This is a genomic window from Pseudonocardia sp. OZ21, assembly GCF_059359135.1.
This window is the reverse complement of sequence record NZ_JCADBN010000014.1, coordinates 38956-63709: the sequence shown is the minus strand read 5'-3', so window position 1 is coordinate 63709 and position 24754 is coordinate 38956. Positions and strand designations below refer to the sequence as shown.

At 72.3% G+C, this 24754-nt stretch carries 21 protein-coding genes and 1 pseudogene; 8 read left to right on the top strand and 14 right to left on the bottom strand.

Annotation, left to right across the window (positions count from 1 at the left end):
- Window positions 1–73: 73 nt before the first annotated feature.
- The 4 genes from AC5L35_RS27755 to AC5L35_RS27740 form a co-directional block, all read right to left on the bottom strand.
- Window positions 74–1024 carry an alpha/beta hydrolase gene (locus AC5L35_RS27755; RefSeq protein WP_495062650.1) on the bottom strand — a complete coding sequence of 317 codons (951 nt, stop codon included), beginning with the start codon at window positions 1022–1024 and terminating at the stop codon, window positions 74–76.
- 211 nt (window positions 1025–1235) lie between these two features.
- Entirely contained in the window at window positions 1236–1967 is a 732-nt protein-coding gene (locus tag AC5L35_RS27750) for a DUF6319 family protein (protein WP_495062649.1), read from the bottom strand.
- Between the two features lie 135 nt (window positions 1968–2102).
- Complete coding sequence (locus AC5L35_RS27745) at window positions 2103–2606, bottom strand: ATP-binding protein (protein ID WP_495062772.1); 504 nt, start codon at window positions 2604–2606, stop codon at window positions 2103–2105.
- A 48-nt stretch (window positions 2607–2654) separates the two neighbouring features.
- Complete coding sequence (locus AC5L35_RS27740) at window positions 2655–3101, bottom strand: STAS domain-containing protein (RefSeq protein ID WP_495062648.1); 447 nt, start codon at window positions 3099–3101, stop codon at window positions 2655–2657.
- 81 nt (window positions 3102–3182) lie between these two features.
- Here AC5L35_RS27740 and AC5L35_RS27735 point away from each other — a divergent pair, with 81 nt between their 5' ends.
- Window positions 3183–3899 (top strand): HAD family hydrolase, encoded by a 717-nt coding sequence (locus tag AC5L35_RS27735; RefSeq protein ID WP_495062647.1) that lies wholly within the window; start codon window positions 3183–3185, stop codon window positions 3897–3899.
- 15 nt (window positions 3900–3914) lie between these two features.
- Here AC5L35_RS27735 and AC5L35_RS27730 read toward each other — a convergent pair whose 3' ends face one another.
- On the bottom strand, window positions 3915–4808 hold the full coding sequence (locus AC5L35_RS27730) for an AraC family transcriptional regulator (protein ID WP_495062771.1): 894 nt from the start codon (window positions 4806–4808) through the stop codon (window positions 3915–3917).
- Between the two features lie 87 nt (window positions 4809–4895).
- Here AC5L35_RS27730 and AC5L35_RS27725 point away from each other — a divergent pair, with 87 nt between their 5' ends.
- The 4 genes from AC5L35_RS27725 to AC5L35_RS27710 all read left to right on the top strand — a co-directional run bounded on the left by AC5L35_RS27725 (window position 4896) and on the right by AC5L35_RS27710 (window position 8994).
- Window positions 4896–5516 carry an acyl-CoA dehydrogenase family protein gene (locus AC5L35_RS27725; protein ID WP_495062646.1) on the top strand — a complete coding sequence of 207 codons (621 nt, stop codon included), beginning with the start codon at window positions 4896–4898 and terminating at the stop codon, window positions 5514–5516.
- A gap of 96 nt (window positions 5517–5612) precedes the next feature.
- Window positions 5613–7433 carry a flavin-containing monooxygenase gene (locus tag AC5L35_RS27720; RefSeq protein WP_495062645.1) on the top strand — a complete coding sequence of 607 codons (1821 nt, stop codon included), beginning with the start codon at window positions 5613–5615 and terminating at the stop codon, window positions 7431–7433.
- 65 nt (window positions 7434–7498) lie between these two features.
- A complete protein-coding gene (locus AC5L35_RS27715; RefSeq protein WP_495062644.1) occupies window positions 7499–7987 on the top strand; it encodes a universal stress protein in 489 nt (162 codons plus the stop codon).
- Window positions 7988–8088: 101 nt separating this feature from the next.
- The gene (locus AC5L35_RS27710; RefSeq protein WP_495062643.1) at window positions 8089–8994 is read left to right on the top strand and encodes a hypothetical protein; all 906 of its coding nucleotides are present in this window, start codon (window positions 8089–8091) and stop codon (window positions 8992–8994) included.
- Here the strand turns inward: AC5L35_RS27710 and AC5L35_RS27705 are convergent.
- The gene (locus AC5L35_RS27705; protein ID WP_495062642.1) at window positions 8984–10204 is read right to left on the bottom strand and encodes an ArsB/NhaD family transporter; all 1221 of its coding nucleotides are present in this window, start codon (window positions 10202–10204) and stop codon (window positions 8984–8986) included. The genes AC5L35_RS27710 and AC5L35_RS27705 overlap by 11 nt on opposite strands.
- A gap of 121 nt (window positions 10205–10325) precedes the next feature.
- Between AC5L35_RS27705 and AC5L35_RS27700 the strand changes: the two genes are divergently transcribed.
- Complete coding sequence (locus AC5L35_RS27700) at window positions 10326–16004, top strand: WD40 domain-containing protein (RefSeq protein ID WP_495062641.1); 5679 nt, start codon at window positions 10326–10328, stop codon at window positions 16002–16004.
- Window positions 16005–16110: 106 nt separating this feature from the next.
- Here AC5L35_RS27700 and AC5L35_RS27695 read toward each other — a convergent pair.
- Window positions 16111–16164 (bottom strand): annotated as a pseudogene (locus tag AC5L35_RS27695) (hypothetical protein); the annotation flags it as partial.
- 261 nt (window positions 16165–16425) lie between these two features.
- On the opposite strand from AC5L35_RS27695, the gene AC5L35_RS27690 reads away from it, so the two are divergent.
- Window positions 16426–16746: an FtsX-like permease family protein gene (locus AC5L35_RS27690; protein ID WP_495062640.1), complete on the top strand. Its 321-nt coding sequence runs from the start codon at window positions 16426–16428 to the stop codon at window positions 16744–16746.
- On the opposite strand, the gene AC5L35_RS27685 is transcribed toward AC5L35_RS27690, so the two are convergent.
- Entirely contained in the window at window positions 16736–17863 is a 1128-nt protein-coding gene (locus AC5L35_RS27685; protein WP_495062639.1) for a mandelate racemase/muconate lactonizing enzyme family protein, read from the bottom strand. The two genes, AC5L35_RS27690 and AC5L35_RS27685, sit on opposite strands and share 11 nt — an antisense overlap.
- Window positions 17860–18624 (bottom strand): creatininase family protein, encoded by a 765-nt coding sequence (locus tag AC5L35_RS27680; RefSeq protein ID WP_495062638.1) that lies wholly within the window; start codon window positions 18622–18624, stop codon window positions 17860–17862. The genes AC5L35_RS27685 and AC5L35_RS27680 overlap by 4 nt, the downstream gene beginning before the upstream one ends.
- Before the next feature lie 62 nt (window positions 18625–18686).
- Between AC5L35_RS27680 and AC5L35_RS27675 the strand changes: the two genes are divergently transcribed.
- Window positions 18687–19652, top strand: a complete 966-nt coding sequence (locus AC5L35_RS27675) for an ROK family protein (protein ID WP_495062637.1) — start codon at window positions 18687–18689, stop codon at window positions 19650–19652.
- Window positions 19653–19686: 34 nt separating this feature from the next.
- Here AC5L35_RS27675 and AC5L35_RS27670 read toward each other — a convergent pair whose 3' ends face one another.
- From AC5L35_RS27670 to AC5L35_RS27650, 5 genes are read right to left on the bottom strand one after another with little or no spacing between them, the layout of a single operon-like run.
- The gene (locus AC5L35_RS27670; protein WP_495062636.1) at window positions 19687–20520 is read right to left on the bottom strand and encodes an ATP-binding cassette domain-containing protein; all 834 of its coding nucleotides are present in this window, start codon (window positions 20518–20520) and stop codon (window positions 19687–19689) included.
- The gene (locus AC5L35_RS27665) at window positions 20520–21311 is read right to left on the bottom strand and encodes an ATP-binding cassette domain-containing protein (RefSeq protein WP_495062635.1); all 792 of its coding nucleotides are present in this window, start codon (window positions 21309–21311) and stop codon (window positions 20520–20522) included. The genes AC5L35_RS27670 and AC5L35_RS27665 overlap by 1 nt, the downstream gene beginning before the upstream one ends.
- The gene (locus AC5L35_RS27660; protein ID WP_495062634.1) at window positions 21308–22201 is read right to left on the bottom strand and encodes an ABC transporter permease; all 894 of its coding nucleotides are present in this window, start codon (window positions 22199–22201) and stop codon (window positions 21308–21310) included. The genes AC5L35_RS27665 and AC5L35_RS27660 overlap by 4 nt, the downstream gene beginning before the upstream one ends.
- On the bottom strand, window positions 22198–23196 hold the full coding sequence (locus tag AC5L35_RS27655; RefSeq protein ID WP_495062633.1) for an ABC transporter permease: 999 nt from the start codon (window positions 23194–23196) through the stop codon (window positions 22198–22200). Before AC5L35_RS27655 ends, AC5L35_RS27660 begins: the two co-directional genes overlap by 4 nt.
- Window positions 23193–24743, bottom strand: coding sequence for an ABC transporter substrate-binding protein (locus AC5L35_RS27650; protein WP_495062632.1), 1551 nt, complete (start codon window positions 24741–24743; stop codon window positions 23193–23195). Before AC5L35_RS27650 ends, AC5L35_RS27655 begins: the two co-directional genes overlap by 4 nt.
- Between the last annotated feature and the right edge of the window lie 11 nt (window positions 24744–24754).

Below are 24754 nucleotides of genomic sequence, written 5' to 3'. Positions count from 1 at the left end.
GGGTAATCACCATTTCCCGCGGAAGCGACCGGTGGGCGGCGCCATGCGGCGGCACCGCCCACCGGGCTGCGAGTCACCCGGTCGCGAGGGCCTTCCGCAGGACGGCTATCGCCTGCTCGACGGCGCCGGTGGCCGCGCGGGTCTCACGGACGGGGTTGAGCATCATGAAGTCGTGGATGATCCCGTTGTAGCGCACGCTCGTGGTCGGCACACCGGCCTGCGTCAGGCGGCGCGCGTAGGCCTCCCCCTCGTCACGGAGCACGTCGTTCTCGTCCACGATCACGAACGCGGGCGGCAGCCCGGCGAGCTCGTCCAGATCTGCCCGCAGCGGAGATGCGGTGATCTCGCCGCGCCTGGCGTGGTCGGGCAGGTAGGCGTCCCAGAACCAGGCCATGGCCTTCGCGGTGAGGTACGGGCCGTCGGCGAAGTGCCGGTAGCTCTCGGTGTCCTGAGCGGCGTCGGTGACCGGGTAGTACAGCGACTGGTGCAGGAAGGTCACGTCGCCGCGCTGCTTGGCCAGGATCGCGAGGACCGCGGTCATGTTGCCCCCGACCGAGTCACCCGCGACGACGAGGCGGGAGGCGTCGAGCCCTTCGGTCCGGCCGTGCTCGGTGATCCACCGGGCCGTGGCATAGGCCTGCTCGATCGCCACCGGATAGCGAGCCTCGGGAGAACGGTCGTACTCCACGAACACGACCGCGGCATCCGCGCCCACGGCAAGCTCGCGGACGAGCCGGTCGTGGGTGTCGGCATTGCCGAGGATCCAGCCGCCGCCGTGGACGTAGAGGACGGTCGGCAGGTCGTCCGGCGCGCCGACCGGCTTGACGATGCGGACCCGCACGTCGCCGACCTCGGCAGGCACCGTGATCCACTTGTCGTCGACATCGAGCTTGTCGACCGGTGCCGCCTGGATGTCGTCGAGGACCTTCCGGGCGCCGTCCGCGCCGAGCTCGTACAGGAACGGCGGCTTGGACGTCGCGTCGGCGATCTGCTGGGCCGCAGGCTCGAGAATGGGCATGCTCATGATCAGCTGGGTTTCCTTCCTGGGGGGTGTCGACCTTCCGGGCCACTCCGATCGCTCGTCTGCTGTGCAGCGTGAATCGGACCCTTGGCAGTAGGACCGGGGAGGCGCCACGTCTGTGACAGGGAAGGAAGAACAGGCAGGAGAGGATGCGCCCGTCGTCAGGCCGCGCGGACGGCTGCGGTGCCGTCCACGCGACGCCGAACGCTGACGATCAGCTGCTGAGCTCCTGCAGCGCCCGCTGAGCGGCGTCGAGCTCGGCGCGCAGCCGCTCCACCCGGTCGAGCTGGCGCTGCCGGGCCGCCTCGAGCGACGACTCGATCGCCTCGGCCACCACCGACGGCAGCGCCCGGGCCGCCCTGGCGACGTCGGCAGGCTGCACCGCGGTGGGCCGCACGGTGCGCTTCTTGCCGATCATGACCTCGACGGTCCATTCCCCCTCGGTGGTGGCGCTCAAGGTGACGGTGACCTCGACCGGGCGGGCGGCCGCACGGCCGCCGGCGGGACGTGGCCGATCCGGGCTCTTCTCCGGCGCGGGCGCCGGTGCGCTGTGCCGATCGGGCACGGGCGGTGTGCTCTGCCGCTGTGCCGGGGACGGCGTGCTCTCCGGCGCGGGCGGCTGCGGCCTGGTCTGCGGAGAGGGCGGCTCGCTCTCCGGCGCGACCGGCTCCGGAGCCCGCGCCGCCGGCGGCTGGGCAGGCTTGCGGGCCGGCCGGATGCGCGTGAGCTCGCTCGGCGAACAGAACATCGTGTCGCGCGTACCTGCGGGGCGGACCTGGATGAAGTCGCCCTCGGCCATGTCGTCGATCGAGATCACCTTCGCCGAGCCGCCGGCCGGTACGCCGACCGCGGCCGAGGTGAACCACACCGTGAACGGTTTTCCGCCCGACAGCTCCGTGCGCGCGGCCGCCAGGTCCTGCTCCGAAAGCGGTTTCGGTGCGGCCATCGTGAGTAGCTCCCCCTTGCCTCGAGTGGGCTGCATTGTGCACCGGGGGTCCGACAGAACCGGTGGCCGGTCGGGCGAGATCAACAGCGGCTCGGCGGCGCCCCCGAGTTGAGGCATCGCGGCGGTGGCCCGGGCTCAGCTCAGGGGTGCGACCTGCGGTACCGAAGGGGTGCGGAGCACGAGGGTGGTGCCTGAGGCGGTCGGCCGAAGATCCACCTCGGCCATGCACGACCGGATCAGCGGCAGTCCCCGGCCGCGGTCGGACGGCCCCGGCACCGGTGGCCGCCAGGTGCCGCGGTCCCGGACGGCCAGCACGATCTCCCGTCCGCCGTCAGGGGACCGGACGATCTCGGCGTCGATCTCGACGGGGGCGTGGTCGGGACGGGCGGTGCTGCGCGCCTCGATGCCGTAACCGTGCTCGACGCTGTTGCTCACCGCCTCACTGACGGCGAACACCACGTCGTCGAGCTCGTCGCTGGGCCACCGGTGCTCGGTCAGCCACGTGGTGAGCCGGTCGCGCGCCAACGACGGCGCGACCCATTCCGCGCCGAGCCGCACCCGCAGCACCGCGCCGACAGGGGCACGGCGGAACACATGATGGCGGGGTGCCCACTCGTCGCGGTCGCACGGAGGCACCATCACGGGCACTGACCTTGGTGTCGCGCGACGCAGCCCACGACCGCTCCGTCAGCGGTCGCGCAGGGCGTCGGCAACGTCGTGGTAGAGCTCCAGGAACCCGTCCAGGCCGCTGCGCTCGATCGGCCGGACCACGGGCCTGCTCGAGTCGACCACGATCCGGAGCGGCTTGTACCCACGCTGCTCGACAGCCTCTCGAGCGCTCGTGGTCAGGGTGTGCAACCCCGGCGACCCGAGGAACCCGACCTCGCTGAGGTCCACCACAAGCACCCGCCCGTCCAACCGCTCGAACGCATCCGAGATCGCATCCTGCAGACGCGGAGCCGTCAGGCCGTCGACATCGCCCCGCACGGCCAGGATGACCGCATCAGGCCGGTTCTGCACGGCGACAGCCATCAGCTGCTCTCGCGGCGGGGCCTGCTGCGACGGGTGCCGGTGCGGTAGCTCCGGCAGCTCCCGGCACTCCTCAGAAGGGGGCTGCCCGTCCTCCTGGACCATGCCACGAACCCTACGTCCGGTGTCCGGGGTGGCAGAGCGCACCCCCGGCCGGTGGCAGGTAGCGGCTACCGTGTCGGAGACGTGAGCCAGGCCGATGAGCACCGACGACAAGACGACGCGGACCGCGCGACGCGCCCGCTCGTGACGCTCGATCTCTTCAGCGCGCTGATCGACTCCCGAACCGGGGGCAGCACGTTGCTGTCGCGGCTGGCGCGGGAGCGGAGCTGGAACGTTGCGGCCGACGCCGTGTACTCCGCGTGGGACTCCACCAACAAGGAGCTGCAGCGGCAGTGCCGGACGTGGGTCCCGTTCCGGGAGCTGTCCGAGCAGGCGCTCGCCGCCACCTACCACGACCTCGGCCTCCCGGGGGACCCCGCGCAGGACGCCGAGCGGCTGCTGGCCTCGGTCGCCGACTGGCCACTGTGGCCGGACGTCGTGGAGGGACTGCCCGTACTGGCGAGCGGCTCCCGGGTCGGCGTGTTGTCCAATGTGGACGACGACATCCTCGCCCGCACCCGGGTGGCTCCCCTGGTGGACGCCGGCGCCGTGCTCACCTCGGAGAAGCTGCGCAGCTACAAGCCGTCGCCTGCCCTCTACCACGAGGCGGCCCGGCGAGCCGGCCCCGGATACGTGCACGTCGCGACCTCGGCCCGCGACATCCGCGGAGCCCTCGACGCCGGGATCAGCACGATCAGGTTGCGCCGCCCGGGCCACCGGGTCGACCCCGACGGGCCGGTCCCCCCGTACGAAGCCGCCGACCTGGCCGAGACCGCCGCGCTGCTCCCGCAGCTGCGCTGACGGGAGAGGCAGCCGTCAGGGGTTGGCAGGTGCGGTGCCCGCCCCGCGGTACCGGCCCGGCGGGACGCTGTACCTGCGGCGGAACGCAGCCGCGAACGCGAACTCCGTCGAGTAGCCGACCTTCCTCGCGATGGCGGCGAGCGGCGCGTCGGACTGCCGGAGCAGCTGGGCGGCCGAGCTGAGCCGCCAGTCGATCAGGTAGGTCATCGGCGGGGTGCCGACCGCGGCGGTGAAGCGGCGGGTGAACGCCGTGCGCGACATCCCGGCGACGTCGCTGAGCTGTTGCACGCTCCACTGCCGCTCCGGCCGCCCGTGGATCTCGCGCAGCGCCTCGGCGATGCCCGGCTCGGTGGTCAGCGGCCAGTCGGACGGGCTGCCCTGCTCCTGGAGGTGGCGCAGGATGTGCACGATCATCAGGTCGATCAGGGCAGCCCGGCTGGCGTCGGTGCCCGGGCCCGGCGCGGCGTAGTCGGCACGCAGCATCTCCACCACCGCGTGCAGTTCCGGACGGCGTTCGTAGTCCGGCGTGAACGCGACGACGCCCGGCAGGTGCCGGAGAAATCCCGGCACCTTGCCATGCTCCAGCGGATAGGTGCCGCAGAGGAACTCGAAGTCGACCGGTACGGGCGGGGGCGGCACGTCACCCATGACGACCTCGGGCAGCTCGGCGAGCGTGCACGGGGTGCGCGAGATCCCGTGCTCGACGCCGGAGGCGGTGAAGACGACATCGCCCGGCCGCACGGCGACCGGGTCCGCCTCCTCCGTGATGAGCCAGCCCTCGCCCGACAGCATGACGTGGAAGCCCAGCACGGGAACCCGCGGGAAGCGGACCCCGTGTGCGGAACCTTCGGCGATCCGGCGCCCGTTGGCCCGCCCGACCCGAACGCTGCTGATCGCCGCGGTGATCATGTCCACGCGAACCATGCTAGGCGGACGCGTATGTACCTGGGCCGCACGAGCATGGCGGCGCACATCGCCCGGTGCTCGGGTCGAATCGTGATCAGCATCTTGGCTGCGAACGCCGACAAGACCGAGCATCAGGAACGGCCCACCACCGAGAGTCTGCAGGCCGCGCGCGAGGCAGGCGCGTTCGCGCTCGGGACGCCCGCGGCGTACGGCGGCTCCTGGGCGAGCGCCACGGACGCTGCGCACATGCTCACCGGGATTGCCAGGGCCTGCCCGTCCACCTCCTGGATCGCCGGCACCTGCCTCACCGCCAAGGTGCCGGCCGCCACCGGCGTCGACTACGACGAGGCCACCCGGCGTGAGCTCTTCGCCGACCCGCACGCGTTGGTCTGCGGAGCCGGCATGCCAACCGGCAGCGGCGAGCGTGGCCCGGACGGCATGCGCGGCACCGGCAGCCACACGGTGGTGGCCGACGACGTGCTGGTTCCCGCGGCACGCGTGGGTGCGCTGCGGCTACCGCCCGATCTCGGCACCGCGCAACTCTTCGGGATCTGCGCGCTGGCCCCGGTGGTGGGCGCGACGTTCGGGGCGCTGGATGTCATCGCGTCGATGTTCGCCTCGGACCGAAAGCCGCACATGACGTCGACCGCCCGCCACCCGCACCTCAATCCCTACCTGGCGATGGAGGGCTACGGGAGCGTCCTCGTGTGACGCCGACCGTTCGGGGTGATCATGCCCGCCAGTAGTGCCAAGCTGGCACGAGCGAGGGGCATCAGCGCCCCTCCCGGACGTACCCCCGGAGCGCGCGTGAGCGTCATCGATCCGCCGAAGCGGCCGGACGGCACCGTCATCGACACGACGGCGGTGCGCCGGAAGTACCTCGAAGAACGCGACAAGCGGCTGCGGCCCGACGGCAACGACCAGTACCAGCGCCTCACCGGGCGGTTCGCCCACTACCTCGAGGATCCCCACACCCCGAGGACCGACCGTGCGCCGAGGACCGACGACTGCACGGTCGTGTTCATCGGCGGCGGCTTCGCCGGCCTGGTCACCGGTGCACGGCTGAAGGAAGCCGGCGTCGAGGACGTCCGGATCATCGAGAAGGGCGGCGACTTCGGCGGCACCTGGTACTGGAACCGCTACCCCGGCGCGCAGTGCGACACGGCGTCGATGGTGTACATGCCGCTGCTCGAAGAGACCGGCCACATGCCGACCGAGAAGTACGCACACGGGCCGGAGATCCTCGAACACTGCCGGCGCATCGGTAAGCAGTTCGGGCTGTACGAGGACGCGCTGTTCCACACCGAGGTCACCGACCTGCGGTGGGACGGGCAGCGGTCGCGCTGGGTCGTCAGCACCGACCGGGGCGACCACTTCACAGCCCGGTTCGTCGCGATGGGCACCGGCCCGCTGCACGTCCCGAAGCTGCCCGGGATCCCCGGCATCGACTCGTTCACCGGGCACTCGTTCCACACCAGCCGCTGGGACTACGGCTACACCGGCGGTGATCCTTCCGGTGCGCCGATGGAGAACCTGGCCGACAAGCGCGTCGCGATCATCGGGACCGGGGCGACGGCCGTCCAGTGCGTGCCCCACCTGGCCCGCGCCTGCCGGGAGCTGTTCGTGTTCCAGCGCACCCCGTCGTCGGTCGACGTCCGCGGCAACCACCGGATCGACCCCGAGTGGTTCGACCGGATCGCCACCCCGGGCTGGCAACAGCGCTGGCTGGAGAACTTCACGGCGAACCAGAGCGGCGGACTCGTCGACGAGGACCTGGTGATGGACGGCTGGACCGAGATCGCCCGGCGCGTGCGGGCGAAGGCCAGGACGATCCCGCAGGCGGAACGCACCCCGATGACGCTGCTGGCCGCTTTCGAGGACTCCGACTACGAGAAGATGGACGAGATCCGCGCCCGCGTCGACGCGGTCGTCACGGACCGGGCCACCGCCGAGCACCTCAAGGCCTGGTACCGGCAGCTGTGCAAGCGGCCGTGCTTCCACGACGAGTACCTGCAGGCCTACAACCTGCCCGGCACCCACCTGGTCGACACCGACGGCAAGGGCGTGGAGCGGATCACCGAGAACGGGGTCGTGGTCGCCGGCACCGAGTATCCGGTCGACTGCATCATCTACGCCTCCGGCTTCGAGGTGGGCACCGCGTACACCCGCCGGGCCGGCTACGACCTGACCGGGCGCGACGGCGTCCGGCTGTCCGAGTACTGGGCCGACGGCATGCGCTCGCTGCACGGCATCCACGTGCGCGGCTTCCCGAACGCGTTCATCGTCCAGCCGACCCAGGGCGCGAACCTGATCTCCAACATCCCGCACAACCTCACCGAGTCGGGCCGCACGATCGCGATGACGATCACGCACGCCCTGGACAACGGCTTCGACGAGATCGAGGTCAGCCAGGAGGCCGAGGACGCGTGGATCGCGCTCCTGCTGACGGAGCCGGGACGGATGGCGCGGTCGCCGGACTGCACGCCGGGCTACTACAACAACGAGGGCCAGGACCCGGGGCCGCGGGCGCTGCTCAACGTCGGCCATCCGCGAGGCCCGAGCGCCTTCTTCCGGTACATCGACCAGTGGCGCACGTCCGGCACGTTCGAGGGGCTGGAGTTCCGCTAGCGCATCGATCCGGTCATGGTCGGCGCCGGAGGGGTTCGCCCCGCCGCGGCGGGGAACCCGGACGAATGCCTCCTGGTCCGGTCGTGATCGCCTTCGACGGCTCCCGCGCCGCAGTGCGCGCTCTGAGAGAGGCCGCGGAACTGCTCGCCCCGCGGCCCGGTCTCGTGGTGGTGGTCTGGGAGGCGGGCGTGGCCTACGACTTCGCCTCGATCCCGAGCGCCACGATCGACCTCCCGCCCGCCCAGTTCGACCTGCGGCCTGCCGCTGAGCTGGACGAGGCGGCGGCCGCGGACGCCCGCGAGATGGCCCGGCGCGGCGCCGCGGTCGCCATCTCGCTCGGGATGCCGGCCGACGGGCTGGCCGTCGCCGACGCCATGACCGTGGGAGACACGATCGTGCGGGTGGCGAATGACATCAGCGCCGCCGCGGTCGTCGTCGGCCGGCACGGGCACAGCGCCCTGCGTGACGTGCTCCTGGGGAGCACCACGAACCACGTCATACGGAACGCCCCGTGCCCGGTGGTCGTCGGGCCGGAGGTCGGGAAGGACGACTGACCGCCACCTCCTCCCCGGTGATCGGTGCCCAAGATCGCCCCAGCTGCGTACGATCCGCGCTCGGAAGGATCATCCGGGTCGACTGCACCAGGGGGGCGTGGATGCGCCGGTTCGGGCAGTGGCTGGTGAACAACGCCGACGGGATGCTCGCGCTGACCATCGCCATCACCGTCGGCGCGCTGGGCGTGCTCGACGTTCTCGGCGGCGAGGAGATCAACGCGGCGATCCTGCTCACCCTCGCGCTGCTCGCCGCGACCCTGCTGCGCGACCGCAAGATCGCGACCAACAACCTCAACCAGTCCGCCGCGGTCCGGCTCGTGCACGGGGCGGAGGTCGATCGCATGAACAGCGAGGCTCACCGCGAAGCGGGCCAGTGGATCTTCAAGGGCGGCACCGGCTCCAGCTTGCGGAGCGTCACCCTCCGCGCGTGTGTCGAGGCCGCCCGCGAGGCCAACCGCCCGGTACGCATGCAGATCGAGATCATCGACCCGACCGACGAAGGGCTCTGCCGCCGATATGCCGAGTACCGGGCGTCGCTGCGTTCCGGCTCGGACAGGGACCAACCGGAGCCCGCACCCGAGACCACCTCGCGGAACGCCTTCGCCACCGTGCTGGCGATCTGCTGGTACCGCCAGCGCTTCGTGCTCCTGCAGCCGGAGATCGGCCTGTCGAAGGTGATGACCACGTTCCGCTGGGACATCTCGCCGACGTTCGCGCTCATGACCCAGGAGGACCGCAACGCACCCGCGATGTTCTTCGACCGCGGCATGTCGCACTACCGGGCCTACCTGCGCGAGCTCACCATGAGCTTCGAGCAGTCCCGCAAGCTGAACCTCTCCCGGATCGAGGAACACCGCCTGTCGGACGAGCCGACGCCGGAAGAGGTGCGGAGGCTCTTCAGCCTGTTGCGGCTCGACCTCCCGGTCTCGATGACCGACAACGACGTCGCCGACATCATCGGCCGCGCGAAGCTGCCGCGAGCGCGCCAGGGGCGGTTCAGGCGGTGAGCAGCAGCGCGAACACACCCACGCCCACGGCGGCGACCGCCAGCCCGAGACCGTGCAGGGCGAACCGGCGCACGCTGATCGGCAGCCCGTAGGCGCGGCAGGACTCCAGGCACAGCAGGGTCGCCAGCGACGCCCACGGCGTGATGATCGGACCGGCGTTCGTGCCGATCAGGAGCGCGAGCAGTTGGTCGTGGTTGCCGAGGGGAACCGCGGTCTCCCCCGCCGCGTACGCCGGCAGGTTGTTGACGAGGTTCGACAGCCCGGCACCGGCGGCCGCGGCCCGGAACGCACCCTCCGCCCCCGGATCCGTCCCGATCACCACGGTCATCACGTCGGTGAGCCCGTGGATCGAGAGAGTCGGCACGACGAGGAACAGGCCCGTCACGAAGATCAGCAGGCGCCACGGGACCAGGCTGAGCCGCAGCGCACCGCGGTCGAGCACGGCGAAGGCGATCACCAGCACGAGAGCCGCGGCCGCCGCGGCGTAGCCGATGTGCTCTCCGACGAACGGGATCGCCCCGATGAACAGCAGGCAGGAGACCGCGGCCACCCGGAACAGCGTCTTCTGCCGTGAGTCGTCGAGCCGGACCGGCGGGGCAGGCACGTACCGGTCCGCTCCGCGTCGACCGCGGCGCCAGTAGAGGACCCACAGGAAGACCATGGTCACGGCCAGGATGGCGAGCTGCGGGGCCCACATGCGGGCGGCGAACTCCGGCGCCGTCAGCGCGACCCGGCCCGCGGCCAGCAGGTTCGTGAGGTTCGAGACCGGCAGCACCATGCTGGCGGTGTTGGCCAGCCAGATGGTCGTCATGGCGAGCGGCAGCGCGGCGATCCCCGCCCGCTGGGCCAGCGCGAGGAACACCGGTGTCAGCAGCACCGCGGTGGTGTCGAGGTTCAGGAAGATCGTCGTCGCCGACGCGAACGCCACGCAGAGCAGGAACAGCGCGACGTAGCTCCCCCCGCCGACGATCGCCAGGCGCGTCGCGATCGTGTCGAAGACCTGGGCCTTCTTGGTGAGCGTGGCCAGCACGATCACCGCGGCGATGAACAGCAGCAGCGGTGCGATCCGGCGCAGGCTGTCCTCCGCCTCGGCGGCGGGCAGCAGACCGGTGACGACAGCGAGCAGGCCGGCGACCAGCAGGCCGATCCGGATCCAGTCCAACGCCGGGAGCCGCCGCAGCAGTGCCGCTCCCCTCCGCGCAGTCGTCACCCGCGTATCGTGCCGGACCCGCTCCACCTGGCGTGTGCGCGGAGTCGACCTTGAGCCTTCTCGGCGAGCGGCGCATCCGTGATACTCGACGTGCTCAGGTCGGGCCACGGGGAGTGACTGCATGGACACGGCAGACGCCGTCGACTTCTACATCAGCTACTCCCCCGCAGATGATCGTTGGGCCACCTGGATCGGCTGGACGCTGACCGAGGCCGGGTTCCGCGTCCGGCTCCAGGCATGGGACTTCATGCCGGGCACGAACTTCACGGAGTTCACGGACTCGGGCGTGCGGAACGCCTCGGTGGTCATCGCCGTCCTGTCCCGCAGCTACTCGGGCTCGCGGCACGGGTCGGAGTGGCAGGCGGCGCTGCGCCACGACCCCAGGAAGCTCGTCATGATCCGGGTCGAGGACTGCCCGCTCGACGGCCTGCTCGCCCCGATCACCTTCCTGGACCTGGTCGGTCAACGTGACGACCGCGCGGCGGCGAGCGTGATGGTCAGGGACCTGGAGCGGATGCTGGAGGTGCGGTCGGCGGCCCCGGCCCCACCGCCCTTCCCCGGCCCGACGAGCCCCCGCGACCCGGACCGGCAGCGGCGGGTACCGGTGACCCCTCCGGCGTTCCCCCCGACCCTCGCGCCCGCGAACTCCGCGCGGGAGAGCCTATCCGTCCTGCACGTTTCCGGCCCCCGGTTCGGCCGCGGCATGACCCGCGACGACGAGCCCCGCACCGCGCTGGAACTGCAGTACCAGATCTTCGGCGACGTCAGCCGCCTCGTCGACGCCGGCGTGCCCACACCGGATCTCGTGGTCGTCACGGGAGACGTCACGGAGGCCGCCCGGCCGAGCCAGGTCATGCAGGCGTTGGAGTTCCTCCAGGGACTGCGCGCGCTCCTGCACCTCGAGGCGGACCGGGTGATCGTGGTGCCGGGGCGCCGCGACGTGTCGCACGCGGCGTGCCGGGCCTACTTCAGCGACTGCGAGGCCAACGAGCGCAGGCCGGTCGAGCCCTACTTCGCGAAGCTCCGCCAGTTCGCGACCCTGCTCGACGGGCTCCATCCCGGCCTCGACGGACCCGGGTTCGACGACGCCCAGCCCTGGGGCCTCGTGCCCGTCCCCCAGCTGCGGGTCGTGGTCGCCGCGCTGAACTCCACGATGGCGATCAGCCACCGGGCGGACGACGACTACGGCCTGCTCGGGCAGCGCCAGACCGCCTGGTTCACCGAGCAGCTGAGGCCGTTCGAGCAGGCGGGCTGGTTGCGGATCGGGGTCGTCCACCACGACCCGAGCCCGGCAGGCCGCTCCGGCGGCACCGACCCCCTGCTGCTGCGCGACGCCGACACCTTCGACCGCCTCGTCGGCGGCCGGCTCCACCTGCTGATCCACGGCCCCGCACTGGGCGGCACCGGCACGGACACCCTCGGTTCGGGCCTCGTCACGGTCGGGAGGGTGGCGGCGGACCAGGCCGAGCTCATCCAGCTGACCGCCAACGGCTTCCGCCGGTTCCCGGTGGACGACCCCACGGCGGGCCGGTCGGCCCCGTTGGTGGAGCGGGAGTGGCGCGCGGCGGGCGCCGCGTTCGGCCCGTCCTATGCGGCCGACCTCGACGAGGTCCCGGAGCAGGAGCCGGTCCGGGCGACCGACCCGCAGGGACTGCTGCTGGAACGCATCGGCGAGGTGTGCGTCGCCCGTGACGACCGGTGCCGGGTCCGCCTCGTCGACGTCGACCCGCCGCATCTGCTCGTGACCCGCCGGGAGGAGGGGTTCACGCCACAGTGGCGGATCGGGGCCCACGTCGGGGAGATCACGAGGGACATCCTCACCGCGTTCTGCACGCACACCACCGAGCCCGGCGCGGAGCTCGTGTACGAGGGTCCGAACCCGCCGCAGACCCTGCGGGACGAGGCGGCGCGTCGCGGGGTGCGGCTGCGCAGCTTCACGGAGTTCCAGGGCCTGATCGACCTGTCCGACTTCGTCGCCCGGCAGACGGCCCGGCTGCGCGCCGATCGCCGCTACCCGCCGTCGCTCTACGTCCCGCAGCGGTTCCGGGACCTCGACCAGCCCGGTCGGGAGGTGCGCGACGACCTGGCCACGGAGCTCGTGGACCTGCTGGCGCCGACCGACCACGGCCGGTTCGTGCTGGTGCTCGGGGAGTTCGGGCACGGCAAGACGTTCGTCATGCGGGAGGTCGCGCGGCGGCTCGCCGAGACCTCCCCCGCCGTGATCCCGATCCTGATCGAGCTGCGCACCCTCGACACGGCCAACTCGGTGGCCGCGCTCGTGGCCGCCCACCTGACCAACGAGGGCGAGACCCGCATCGACATCAACGCCTTCCTGTACATGCTGCGCGAAGGCCGGATCGTGCTGCTGTTCGACGGGTTCGACGAGCTCGTCACGCGCGTCAGCTACGACCGCGCCGCGGAGCACCTGGACACGCTCGTGCAGGCCGCGCAGGGCCGCGCCAAGATCGTCGTCGCGAGCCGGACCCAGCACTTCCGCTCGCACGGCCAGGTCGTCACCGCTCTCGGTGAGCAGGTCGAGGCCCTGTCGCAGAGCCGGATCATCGGGGTCGAGGACTTCACCCCGGCCCAGATCCGCGTCTACCTGCTGAACCGCTACCACGGCGACGCGCGCCGGGCCGACGCGCGGCTGCGCCTGGTGACGGCCGTCCAGAGCCTGGCCGACCTCGGCCAGAACCCGCGGATGCTCAGCTTCATCGCCGACCTGCCCGACGAGCGGCTGCAGGCCGCGGCGCGCAGCGGCAACGCCATCGGCGCCTCCGGGCTCTACCGCGAGATCATCGACTCCTGGCTGAGCTTCGAGACCGACCGGGCCACCGACCGCACGGCCGCGCGGTCCGGTCTCACCGTGGCCGACCGCAGGCGGGCCGCCACCGCGCTGGCCCTGCGGCTGTGGGAGACCGGCGCCGCGCACCTGGGGCTGGCCGACCTCGCCGAGGTGGTCGACGCCCTCACCGACCTGGCGGACGGCGAGCTCTCCGGACCCCAGGTGGTGCACGCCGTCGCCTCCGGGAGCCTCCTGGTGCGCACCGACGACGGGCTCTTCGGCTTCATCCACCGGTCGGTCATGGAATGGCTGGTGGCCGACGCGATCGCCGACGAGCTGCGCGCGGGTGTGCGAGCACCCGCGCTGATGCACCGGAGCCAGCTGTCGCAGCTGATCGTCGACTTCCTGTGCGAGCTCGCCGACCCGCGCCACTGCCGGGCCTGGGTGGACGCCGTGCTGGCCGACGCGCGCTCCGGCGACGTCGCCCGGGCCAACGCGATGAAGATCGGCTCGCGGCTCCGGATCCCCGCCACCGCGGATCTGCGTGGCGCGTCACTCGTCGGGGAGGACCTGTCCTACCGGAGTCTCGACGGGGTCGACCTCACCGGCGCCGACCTGACGGGCGCCCGGCTGGTGGCCGCCGACCTGCGCCAGGCCCGGCTGAACGGTGCGCGGCTCGTGGGTGCGCGGCTGGACGAGGCCCGGATGGCCGGGGCCGACCTGCGCGGTGCCGACCTCACCAGGGCCCGGCTGACCGGCACCGACCTCGCCGGTGCCCAGCTCACCGGCAGCGTCTGGCGACGCGCCGCGCTCATCAACACCACGGGCGTCCGGGACGTCGAGGCGCTGCGTGGCGCCGCGGTCGCGCCGGGCCACCCGGTCGCGGCCGAGCTGGCCCCCGGCGCCGTCGGTGTTCGCCACGGCTTCCACTCCGACCTCGGCCGGCTGCCGCAGGTGCTCGCCTACAGCCCCGACGGCGGCATGCTCGCCATCGGCAGCGAGGACGGCGGGGTGCTGGTGTGTGACACCGTCACCGGTCTGCCCCTGCGCACCCTGCAGGGCCACCGGGACCGGGTGTTCGCCGTCTCCTACAGGGGCGACGTGCTCGTCACCGGGTCGGCCGACGCCACCGTGCGCGTGTGGGACGCGGCCACCGGGGCCTGCCGCCACGTGCTCTCCGGGCACGACCGCTGGCCCTGGCCGGTCGCGCTCGACCCGACCGCCGAGATGCTCGCCACCGGGGACGCCGCCGGAGTGCTGCGGCTGTGGGACGTGTCGACCGGGGAGCTGCGCCACGAGCTGCCGGGCGGGCGCGGCTTCGTCGCCGACATGGCCTGGCGTGGGCACCTCGTCGCCGCGGTCTACCGGGACGGCAGCGTCCGGTTGTGGGACACCACGAGCGGTGCGTCGCTCGGCGAGCTCACCGGGGACGGCGAGCAGGTCTTCCGCGTCGCGTTCAGCCCGGCAGGCGACCTGCTCGCCACGGGTGGCCGCGACGGCGACGTCCGCACCTGGGACCCCGCGACCGGCCGGGCGGTCACCGTGCTGTCCGGGCACAGCCGGGGGGTCTACGCCGTCGCGTTCCACCCGACCGAGCGCCTGCTCGCCTGCGGTGACGCCAGCGGCGGCGTCCGCATCTGGGACGTCGACACCGGGCGGCCGCACCACGTGCTCGCCGGCCATACCGAGTCGGTGCACGGGATCGCGTTCGACCCGGCAGGCGGCCTGCTGGCCACCGGCGACAGCGCAGGCACGGTGCTCCTCTGGGACGCCGCCTCCGGGCAGGTCCGGCACACGCTCACCGGCCACACCGGGTCGATCTGGCCGTTCGCCTTCCGGCCCGACGGCACGCAGCTGGCCGTCAGCGACGACGAGATGACGACGCGGCTGTGGGACCCGGCCACCGGGCACCGCAGGCACGTGATCTCCGGCCATGACCGCCAGGTGACGTCGGTGCACTACGACTCGACGGGCACCACCCTCGCCACCAGCGGCAACGACGGCACCGTGCGGCTGTGGGACCCGACGACCGGACGCCTGCTGCGGCGGCTGAAGGACCCGGCGGACCAGTTCGTCAAGCTGGAGACGGCGGTGTTCAGCCCGACGGCGTCCCGGCTCGCCATCGTCAGCAACGACAGCAGGCTCAACCTGTTCAACGTCCCGGACGGCCGGTTCGAGCGGCACATCAAGGTGGAGCCCGGCCCGGTCTGGGCCACCGCCTTCAGCCCGTCCGGCGCCATCCTCGCCACCGCCAACGACGACGACACCGTGCGGCTGTGGGACCGCACGCTCGGCCGGCTCGTCCACACCCTCGGCGAGCACGGCGGCCGGGTGCGCTCGATCGCCTACAACGACGACGGCACACTGCTCGCCACCGGGTGCGACGACGGGCTGGTCCGCCTGTGGGACGCGGCGTCGGGCACGCTGCTGCGGACGCTGGCCGGGCACGGCGACCGGGTGTACGCGGTCGACTTCGCCGGCAGCGACCTGCTGGCCAGCGGGTCATGGGATGCCACGGCCCGGGTGTGGGACGTCGCCACCGGCACGGCCCGGCACGTGCTCGACCAGCACGGGGGCCGGCTGTGGACGGTGGCCTTCGACCGTGGGGGCGCCGTGCTCGCCACCGCGGGCGACGATCTCGCGATCCGCGTCTGGCACCCGGGGACCGGGGCGTTGCTGCACACGCTGACCGGGCACACCGGCAGCGTGCTGTCGGTGGCGTTCCATCCTGCCGGCGGGCAACTGGCGAGCGGCAGCGCCGACGGAACGGTGCGGCTGTGGTCGTCCGCGTCCGGCCCCCTGCCTGCCCGGATGACGCTCCTCGGGCTCCCCGAGGGGTGGGCGGCGTTCACCCCCGACGGTCGCTACAAGGTGGAGGGTGAGGTCGCGAGCCAGTTCTGGCACGTCGTGGGGATGTGCCGGTTCGAGATCGGTGAGCTGGACCTCCACCTGGCCGAGGTCGCCAGGGTGCCGGTGGACGAGTCCCTCGGCGATGAGAATCAGGCGCGGAGGTAGGTGAGCACGGCGAGCACGCGGCGGTGGTCGTCGGGTTCCGGGGGGGGAGGTCGAGCTTGGTGAGGATCGCGTTGACGTGCTTGGCCACGGCCGCGTCGGTGACGGTGAGGCGGCGGGCGATCGCGGCGTTGGAGCGGCCCTCGGCGATCAGCCCGAGCACCTCGCGCTCCCGCGGCGTGAGCGCGTCGATCGGGGACCGGACGCGGCGGCGGGCGAGCAGTCGGGTCGAGGCGCGGGGTGAACGGATCGGGCCGCTGCTTTCACGCTCGCCGCCGGCGCCGACCCGGCGGCGGCACTGCGCGCCGTCGACACGCTCGCCACCGCGCACGGTGCCACGGCGGGTGCGACCGGGGACGTCCTCGCCGACCGCACCGCGGGCGACGAGGAGATCGACCGGCTCGCCGCGCTGTCGGTCATCGGGTTGACGATCACCTGCACGGCGATCTCGGTCGCGACGACGTTCGTCATGTCGACGGCCGCACGGCGCCGTGAGCTCACCGCACTCCGCCTCACCGGCGCCACGCCCCGGCAGCTGACCACCATGATCGTCGTCGAGGGGGGTCTCGTCGTGCTCGCCGCGGTGGCACTCGCGGGGCTGGCGACGGCCGTGGTGCTGGCACTGACGGCCGCCGTTCTCGCAGGCACCGGTCCGCTCGTGCTGTCCGTCCCCTGGGTTTGGCGCACGGAAGCCGGCCTCGGGCACGCCCTGGCCGGGTCGACGGGCGCGTGGATCAGCCCGTGAGGTCACCCTCCCGGGCGTTCACCGCCGCGTAGTGGCCGACCTTGTCCTCGTCGACCGACACCCCGAGCCCCGGTCCGGTGGGCACGCGCAGGCTTCCGCCGCTCAGCTCCAGCGGATCGGCCACGTCGTCGGCATGCAGGTAGTACATGCTGTCGATGGCGCGGTTCAGCACCGGAGTGCTGGCCACCACGGCGAGGTGCGCGGCGGTCGCGATGCCGAGCTCACCGCCCGAGTGCAGGTTCATGCCCAGGCCGAACGTCTCGCAGTGCGCGGCCAGCGCCTTGGTGGCGGCGATCCCGCCCCACTTGTAGACGTCGCCGTGGACGACGTCGACCGCGCCCAGCCGGACCGCGGGTGCGAAGTCCTCGAACCGCACCAGGCACATGTTGGTGCACAGCGGGATGCGCACCCTGGCCCGTACCTGGCTCATGCCCTCGATGCCCACGCACGGGTCCTCGAGGTACTCCAGATCGAGTTCCTCCAGCTGGATGCCGGCGCGCAGGGAGTCGGGCACCGACCAGGCCGCGTTGGGATCCACCCGGAGCTGGACGCCGGGCAACGCCTCCCGGATCGCGCGCAGGATCGCGACGTCGCCCTGGACGTCCTTGGTGCCCTTCAGCTTCACCGCCGTGAACCCGCCGTCGGCGACCACCTGCGCGGCGTGCTCGGCCAGTCGCCTCGGGCGGTCGGCGTCCCGCGCGCCGGGCGCGTCCGCTCGCGTGATGAGTGCGGTGATCGGTACCTCGTCGCGAACCGGGCCGCCGAGCAGGTCGGTCAGCGACTGTCCGGTCGCCTTGCCGATCACGTCCCAGCAGGCGACATCGAGCGCCGCGATCGCCGCATAGCCGAGATAGCCGTGGAAGAACGGCACCATGTGCTGGCGGCGGTGGAACGACTCCAGTGCGAACGGGCTGGTGCCGATCAGGTCGGGAACGAGCCTGCGCACCAGCTCGGCCACGGGACGGCCCCACATCGTCTCGCCCCACCCGGTGATCCCGGAGTCGGTGTGCATCCGGACCAGGGTGCGGGTCTCCCCCGTCTTGGTCTCGAACGAGCTGGTGAACGGGTTGCGGAGCGGCAGGTTCACGACCTGCACGTCCACCGCTGTGATCTTCATGCTTCCCCTGTCTGACGTGCGTGACTGTGGCGCGTCGCGAGGTCGAACGCGCGGATCGCGTCGGCCAGGCCGCCGGCGCGCCGGACGAGCAGCTCGCGGCCGACGCCGGCGTCGGCGGCTGCCGCGTCGTCGGTGGTGCCGTGCACCCGTTCCCACTCACCGTGGCGCTCGACGAGCAGGCCGGTGGCGGGCGCCCGGTCGAACAGCGGCGGCTCGGCCGGCTCCTGCCACTCCGCCGGCGCACGGACGAGGTCCGGGTGCGCGGCGAGCATCAGGGACGTCTCGAACCAGCCGGCGTGCCCGGGCGTCCGATCGGGATCCTCGGGCTCCCCGTCGGGACGGACCACCGCCCAGTACGAGCACGCGGCCAACGCGACGTTGCAGCGGTGGGCCCCGCGTTTGACCGCCAGCCGCATGATCTCCTCGTTGCCGCCGTGGCCGTTGACCACGAGGACACGTCGGAAGCCGCTGCGGACCAGCGAGTCGAGAACGTCGGCGAGGACGGCGAGCAGTACCTCGTCGGAGAGCGACACCGCTGCGGCGAACAGGTGGTGCGGGCTGTGCCCGAAGGGCAGGACCGGGAGTCGTACGAGCTCCGGTCCCTCGGCGTCGAGCGCCTGCTCCGCGGCGTCCAGTGCCGCCTCCACCAACAGCGTGTCGGTGCCCATGGGCAGGTGCTCGGAGTGCTGCTCCTGGGAGCCGATGGGCACCACCGCCACGGCGCCGCGCTCACCGGCCGCCCTGACCTCACGCCATGGCATCTGGCTGAGCCGTAACACAGAGTTTCACCTTCTTCCATCAGTCGGCTGTCTAGGGTTCGGCCATGACTCTCGGCAGTCCCGGCCGCGCTTCGTTGCGGCTGGTGCCCCAGCCGGCACCTCGGCCGACTCTGCGGCAGGCGCAGACGGTGGGTGCCGTCGAGCTGCTCCCCGGTCTCGTCCGCTGCGCACTGATGGACATGTCAGGTGCGGTGCTGTGCCGCGGCGAGGCGTCCTTCTTCCCCGTGACGGCGAGCCCGACGCAGGTCCGTGACGCGTTGCTCGAGGCCGCCGAGGTCTGCTTCGCCGAGGACACCCCGCTGGGAATCGGGGTCGCCGCCGCCGGGCTGGTCGACTCGGAAGCAGGCGTGATCATCGAGCTGAACGACGCCCCTGCACTTCGCGGCTTCCGGGTCGCCGAGCAGCTGCGCCGCGCCTTCGATGTCCCGGTGCACGTCGAGCACCGCGCCCGCCTGCAGGTGCTCGGCGACCGCTGGTTCGGTCCGGGGCGCGGGCGCACCGGCTTCGCCTCGGTGTCCACCGGCGAGGTGCTCGGCGTCGGCCTGCTGCACAACGGCGAGCTGCTGGCCCCGCCCGGTGGGCGCAGTGGTGCGCACATGACCGTCGCCGGCAGCGACCGCACCTGCACGTGCGGGGCTCGCGGCTGCTGGAAGACCGTCGCCTCCACGCGCTGGCTGCGCGAACGCGTCGCCGGCACCGGACTGCCTGCCACGCTGGCCGCGCTCGCGGCGGCGGCCGACGCCGAGGCCGCCGCCGTGGTGGACGAGTACGCGGAGAACCTCGCCCTCGGGCTGCTGAACGTCCAGCAGATGTTCGCGCCGGGGCTGTTCGTGCTGCACGGCGAGGCGCGCGAGGGAGGCGACGCCTTCCGGGACGCCGTGCAGCGGCGGCTGCGCGCGGACTCCTCCTGGTCACCCACCGCCGAACGTCCCACCGTGGTGGTCAGCACCGCGCTGGTCGACGACGTCGCACTGTTCGGCGGGGCCGGGCTGGTCTTGACGAGGCGGTAGCGGCGGCCGCCGTGTCCCGGGTCCGGTCGCCGCTTCACGCCGGTTGCCGGCGCCGGGCCCGGCGTGGATCGGGGTTCGGGACGGCGTCCAGCAGGGCCCGGGTGTAGGAGTTGCGGGGCGTCCGCAGCACCTCGTCGGTGGTGCCCTCCTCCACCACGCTCCCCCGGTGCAGAACGGCGATCCGGTCGGCGACCTGCTGCACCACGGCGAGGTTGTGCGACACGAACACGTACGTCAGCCCCAGCCTGCGCTGCAGGTCGCCCAGCAGGTCGAGGATCTGGGCCTGCACCGAGACGTCCAGCGCACTCGTGGGTTCGTCCAGCACCACCAGCCGCGGTCGCAGGGCGAGCGCGCGGGCGATCGAGATGCGTTGGCGTTGTCCGCCGGAGAACTCGTGCGGGTAGCGGTCCTGCACGTCACCGGGCAGGCCGACGGCCTCCAGCAGTTCCGCCACGCGCTCCCGCAGCGCGGGGCGCCCGCGCCGGGCCCCCGCTCCGGGCTCGTGGGTGACGAGCGGCTCGGCGACGATGTCGAGGACGCGCATCCGCGGGTTCATGCTCGAGTACGGGTCCTGCAGCACCACCTGCATCTCGCGGCGCACCGCGCGCAACCCCCGGCGGGACAGCTCGCCCAGGTCGTGGCCGTCGAACCGGACGGTGCCCGCCGTCGGCGGGGTCAGGTGCAGCATGAGGCGGGTCAGCGTGGTCTTGCCCGAACCCGACTCCCCCACCAACGCCGTGGTCTCGCCCTCCCGCACGGTCAGGCTCACGTCGTCGACGGCCACCACTGCCGGCGAGCCACGCCGCCCGGCGAACTCCTTCCGCAGCCCGCGCAGCTCCAGCAACGCCACTTCCTGCCGAGCGTCCATCACAGCTCCAATCGCGGGGTCGCGCCCAGCAGGCGTCGCGTGTACTCCTCGGCGGGAGCGTCGAACACGTCGAGCACGCTGCCGGACTCGACGACCTGCCCCTTGTCCATCACGACCACGCGGTCGGCGACCTCGGCCACGACGCCCAGGTCGTGGGTGATCAGCACGACGGCCGTGCCGCGGCGCTCGCACAGCTCGACGAGCAGGTCGAGGATCTGGGCCTGCACGGTGACGTCGAGAGCCGTGGTCGGCTCGTCGGCGATCAGCAACCGAGGCTGCCCCACCAGCGCCATCGCGATCATCACGCGTTGCCGCAGTCCGCCGGACAGCTCGTGCGGGTACTGGTCGGCGCGCCGCTCGGCGTCGGGGATGCCGGCCTCCCGCAGCGCGGCCAGCACGGCGTCGCGGGTGTCCCGGCGGGACTCGCCACGGTGCTTGCGCACCACCTCCCCGACCTGCACACCCACCCGCTTGAGCGGGTTCAAGCTGGTCATCGGGTCCTGGAAGATCATCGCGACGTCGCTGCCGCGGATCCCGCGCAGCTCGCGCTCCCCCATTGCGAGCACGTCCGCACCGTCGAACAGGATCCGGCCTCCTGTGTAGACGCAGGGTGGCTCGGGGTTGAGCCGCAGCACGGACAGCGCCGTCGCGCTCTTGCCACTGCCGGACTCACCGACGACCGCAAGGATCTCGCCCTCGTCGACGTGCAGGCTGACGCCGCGGACGGCCGGGACCGTCTCCGCCGTCAACCGGAAGTCGATCGAGAGGTCCTCGACACTCAGGAGGGTCATGAGCGGTACGCCTTCGGGTCGGTGAGGTCGCGAAGGACGTCTCCCGCGAGGTTGATGGCCAGCACGGTCAGCATCAGTGCGAGGCCGGGGAAGACAGCGAGCCACCAGGACGTCCCCAGATAGAGCTGGCCGTCGCTGAGCATCCCGCCCCACGTCACCACCGAGCGCGGCACGCCGAGGCCGAGATAGCTCAGCGACGCCTCGGCGACGATCGCCGCGGCCACGTGCAGGGTGGCGATCGTGGCCAGCGAGGCGAGCACGTTGGGCAGCAGGTGCCGCCGCATGATCGTCGGATCGGAGACCCCGATCGCCCTCGCCTCGGTGACGTAGTCGCGTGAGCGCAGCGAGAGCGCCTCGGAACGCACCACCCGGGCGTACGACACCCAGCCGGTGAACCCGAGCACGATGATCACGTACCAGAGCCCCGAGCCGAGGAAACCCACGACAGCCAGCGCCAGCAGGATCGACGGGAACGCGAGCTGGATGTCGGCCAGGCGCATGAGGATCCGGTCGGGCCAGCCGCCCAGGTACCCGGCCACGAGACCGACCACGGCCCCGATCACCCCGGCGAGCAGTGCCGCGGCCACGCCGACGAGCAGGGAGATCCGGGCGCCGTAGACCAGCCTGCTGAACACGTCCCGGCCGAGCTGGTCGGTGCCGAGCAGGTGCGAGGCGTCGCCCCGTGAGGTCCAGGCGGGTGGCCGGAGCCGCACCAGCAGGTCCTGCGCGGTCGGGTCGTACGGCGCGATCAGCGGGGCGAACACCGCGGCCAGCACCACGAGCCCGAGCACGACGAGCGCGACGACCGCGAGCTTGCTGCGCGCCAGCCGGCGGGCCGTCGCGACCCTGGAGCTGATCGTGGGCGCGGTCGTCGTCATGGTGGTGGTCATCGGTGGCCTCCCCGGACTCTCGGATCGAGAACTGTGTAGGAGACGTCGACCAGCAGGTTCACCACGACGAACGTGGCGGCGAACAGCAGTACCGCGGCCTGGACCAGCGGAAAGTCACGGTTGGTGATCGCCTCGACGGTGAGGCTGCCGATGCCCGGCCAGGAGAAGACCTGCTCGGTGAGGATGGCGCCGCCCAGCAGGCTGCCCACCTCCAGCCCGACCACGGTGATCACCGGCAGGGACGCGTTGCGCAGCGCGTGGGAGAACACGATCTCCGTCGTGCTGAGCCCTTTGGCCTTCGCGGTCCTGATGTGGTCGGACGCCAGGACGTCGACCAGCGAGGAGCGCAGCAGGCGCGCGACCACCGCCACCGAGTAGATGGCGAGCGTGACCGCAGGCAGCACGAGGTGCGGGAAGGAGCCGTAGCCGGACGCCGGCAGCACCTGCCAGGTCACGGCGAACAACAGCATCAGCAGGATCCCGGCCCAGAACGCCGGGGTGGACTGTCCGACGAGGACTGCCGACATCACCCCGACGTCGGCCGGTCGACCACGGTGTACCGCGGCGAGGATGCCGGCCGGGACGGCGATCACGAGCGACACGAGCAGCGCGGCGCCTGCGAGCTCCAGCGTCGCCGGCAGGCGTTCGAACAGCACGTCGGCGACGGGGCGGTCGTAGAACAACGACGTGCCCAGGTCCAGCCGCGGCAGGCCCCACAGGTAGTCGAGGTACTGCACGATCAACGGCCGGTCGAGGCCGAGGCTCGCCCGCAGCGTCGCCTCCTGCGCAGCGGTGGCGTCCGGCGGGAGCAGCAGCTTGACCGGGTCTCCCGACAGCCGGACCAGGAAGAACGCCACCGTGGCCGCCGCCAGCAGCACCCCGAGCGCGCCGAGTACCCGGACGGCCACCGTCCGCGCGACTCCCGCACCCGGCCGCGGCGCCCCGACGCCCTCCACGCCGGCGACCTCTGCGCCTGCGGTGATCTGTTCGGTCATGCCGTCACCTGCGCGCTGGCCATGGCCAGTGATCCGGTGACCGCGGGACGCCAGGACGGCCGGGCGTTGCGGGCCATGAGCGTGTCGAGCTGGTAGAGGTACACGAAGGGCGCGTCCTCCTTCAGCAGCCGCTGGAGGTCGTTGAAGGCGCGCTGCCGCTCCGCCGGTTCGACCGACAGCTCCTCGCCGTCGATGAGCCGGTCCGCCTGGTCGGAGGTCCATCGGCTCTGCCTGCGGTCCCGGCGCACGTTGGACTGGACGTTGCTCTGCCCGTCGAGCGTCCATCCGGTGCTGGCCGCGAGGTAGATCGGGCCGAGCGCGCGCCGGTTGTCCGAGGTCAGACGGGTGGAGTAGGTGCCGGAATCGAGCGTCTCGACCCGGGCGCGGACATTCGCCCTGGCGAGCAGCCCGGAGATCGCCTCGGCCACCACGGCGTCACCCGACGACGCGGTGAGCACGGTGTCGAAGCCGTCCGGGTGTCCGGCATCGGCGAGCAGCCGCCGGGCCAGGTCGAGGTCGCGCGTGAACGGCGTGACGGTGGGATCGAACCCGAACGACTCGCGCGGGATCATCGTCGGCATCTCCCGCGCCTTGCCGTCGAGGACGGCGTCGATCAGCAACGGAACGTCCACGGCGTGGTTGAGCGCCTGCCGGACGCGCCGGTCCGAGAGCACCGCGTCCTCGGTGTCGAGCGAGAGGTAGTAGGCCCGGATGCCGGGGAACCGGTCGATCGTCACGCCCGGGAAGCCCTGCAGCTGCAGCGCCGCGTCCGGGGTGAGGCCGGTGACGAGGTCCACCTCGTCGCTCTGCAGTGCGGCGAGCGCCGACGCCGGGTTCGCCATCGCGCGGAAGACGAGCTCGCTCAGATCGGGCGGCCCGTTCCAGTGCTCGCGATTGGCGCGCATGCGCAGCTCCCGGTCTCGTTGCCAGCTGACGAAGGTGAACGGGCCGGTGCCGACGGGTGCCCTGGCGAACCCCGCGTCACCGACATCGGCGATGTACTTCGGCGGTACGACGACACCGCCGAACAAGGACACCTTGGCGGGCAGGATCGGGTCGGGCTGGTTCGTGTGCAGCTCGACGGTCAACGGGTCGACGACCACGGCACCGGTGACGTAGCGCAGCTCGACGATCGGCGACTTGGTCGCCGGGTCGAGGAGGCGCTCGATGCTGTATTTCACGGCAGCCGCGTCGCAGGGCTCGCCGTTGTGGAACCTGACGCCCGGCCGGAGCTGGAAGCGCCAGGTGAGCGGGTCGGGGTTGCTCCAGGACAGGGCGAGACGCGGCGCGAGCCGGTTGTCCTGGTCGCGCGTCGTGAGGGTGTCGAACATGTTGACCAGCGCGTTCATGGAGACCATGTCGCCCTGCTTGTGCGGATCCAGGGTCTTCACCTCGGCCGGCTGCGTGAGCCGGAGGACCCCGGCGCTCGCAGCGTCGGCCGAGCCTGCGCAGGCGCTCAGCAGGCCCGGCAGGGTGAGGGCGGGCACGGCCAGGCCGGCGAAACGCAGGGCCTGACGGCGGGAAAGGCGGTTGGGCGGGCCGGTCACGGAAGCTCTCC

Bases quoted from the DNA above. Each gene is read 5' to 3' on its own strand.
- AC5L35_RS27685 (WP_495062639.1), bottom strand. From the start codon at position 17,863: ATGAAGATCACAGCGGTGGACGTGCAGGTCGTGAACCTGCCGCTCCGC.
- AC5L35_RS27660 (WP_495062634.1), bottom strand. From the start codon at position 22,201: ATGACCACCACCATGACGACGACCGCGCCCACGATCAGCTCCAGGGTC.
- AC5L35_RS27710 (WP_495062643.1), top strand. From the start codon at position 8,089: ATGCGCCGGTTCGGGCAGTGGCTGGTGAACAACGCCGACGGGATGCTC.
- AC5L35_RS27655 (WP_495062633.1), bottom strand. From the start codon at position 23,196: ATGACCGAACAGATCACCGCAGGCGCAGAGGTCGCCGGCGTGGAGGGC.
- AC5L35_RS27665 (WP_495062635.1), bottom strand. From the start codon at position 21,311: ATGACCCTCCTGAGTGTCGAGGACCTCTCGATCGACTTCCGGTTGACG.
- AC5L35_RS27715 (WP_495062644.1), top strand. From the start codon at position 7,499: ATGCCTCCTGGTCCGGTCGTGATCGCCTTCGACGGCTCCCGCGCCGCA.
- AC5L35_RS27675 (WP_495062637.1), top strand. From the start codon at position 18,687: ATGACTCTCGGCAGTCCCGGCCGCGCTTCGTTGCGGCTGGTGCCCCAG.
- AC5L35_RS27755 (WP_495062650.1), bottom strand. From the start codon at position 1,024: ATGAGCATGCCCATTCTCGAGCCTGCGGCCCAGCAGATCGCCGACGCG.
- AC5L35_RS27670 (WP_495062636.1), bottom strand. From the start codon at position 20,520: ATGGACGCTCGGCAGGAAGTGGCGTTGCTGGAGCTGCGCGGGCTGCGG.
- AC5L35_RS27730 (WP_495062771.1), bottom strand. From the start codon at position 4,808: ATGATCACCGCGGCGATCAGCAGCGTTCGGGTCGGGCGGGCCAACGGG.
- AC5L35_RS27700 (WP_495062641.1), top strand. From the start codon at position 10,326: ATGGACACGGCAGACGCCGTCGACTTCTACATCAGCTACTCCCCCGCA.
- AC5L35_RS27740 (WP_495062648.1), bottom strand. From the start codon at position 3,101: ATGGTCCAGGAGGACGGGCAGCCCCCTTCTGAGGAGTGCCGGGAGCTG.
- AC5L35_RS27745 (WP_495062772.1), bottom strand. From the start codon at position 2,606: ATGGTGCCTCCGTGCGACCGCGACGAGTGGGCACCCCGCCATCATGTG.
- AC5L35_RS27680 (WP_495062638.1), bottom strand. From the start codon at position 18,624: ATGCCATGGCGTGAGGTCAGGGCGGCCGGTGAGCGCGGCGCCGTGGCG.
- AC5L35_RS27750 (WP_495062649.1), bottom strand. From the start codon at position 1,967: ATGGCCGCACCGAAACCGCTTTCGGAGCAGGACCTGGCGGCCGCGCGC.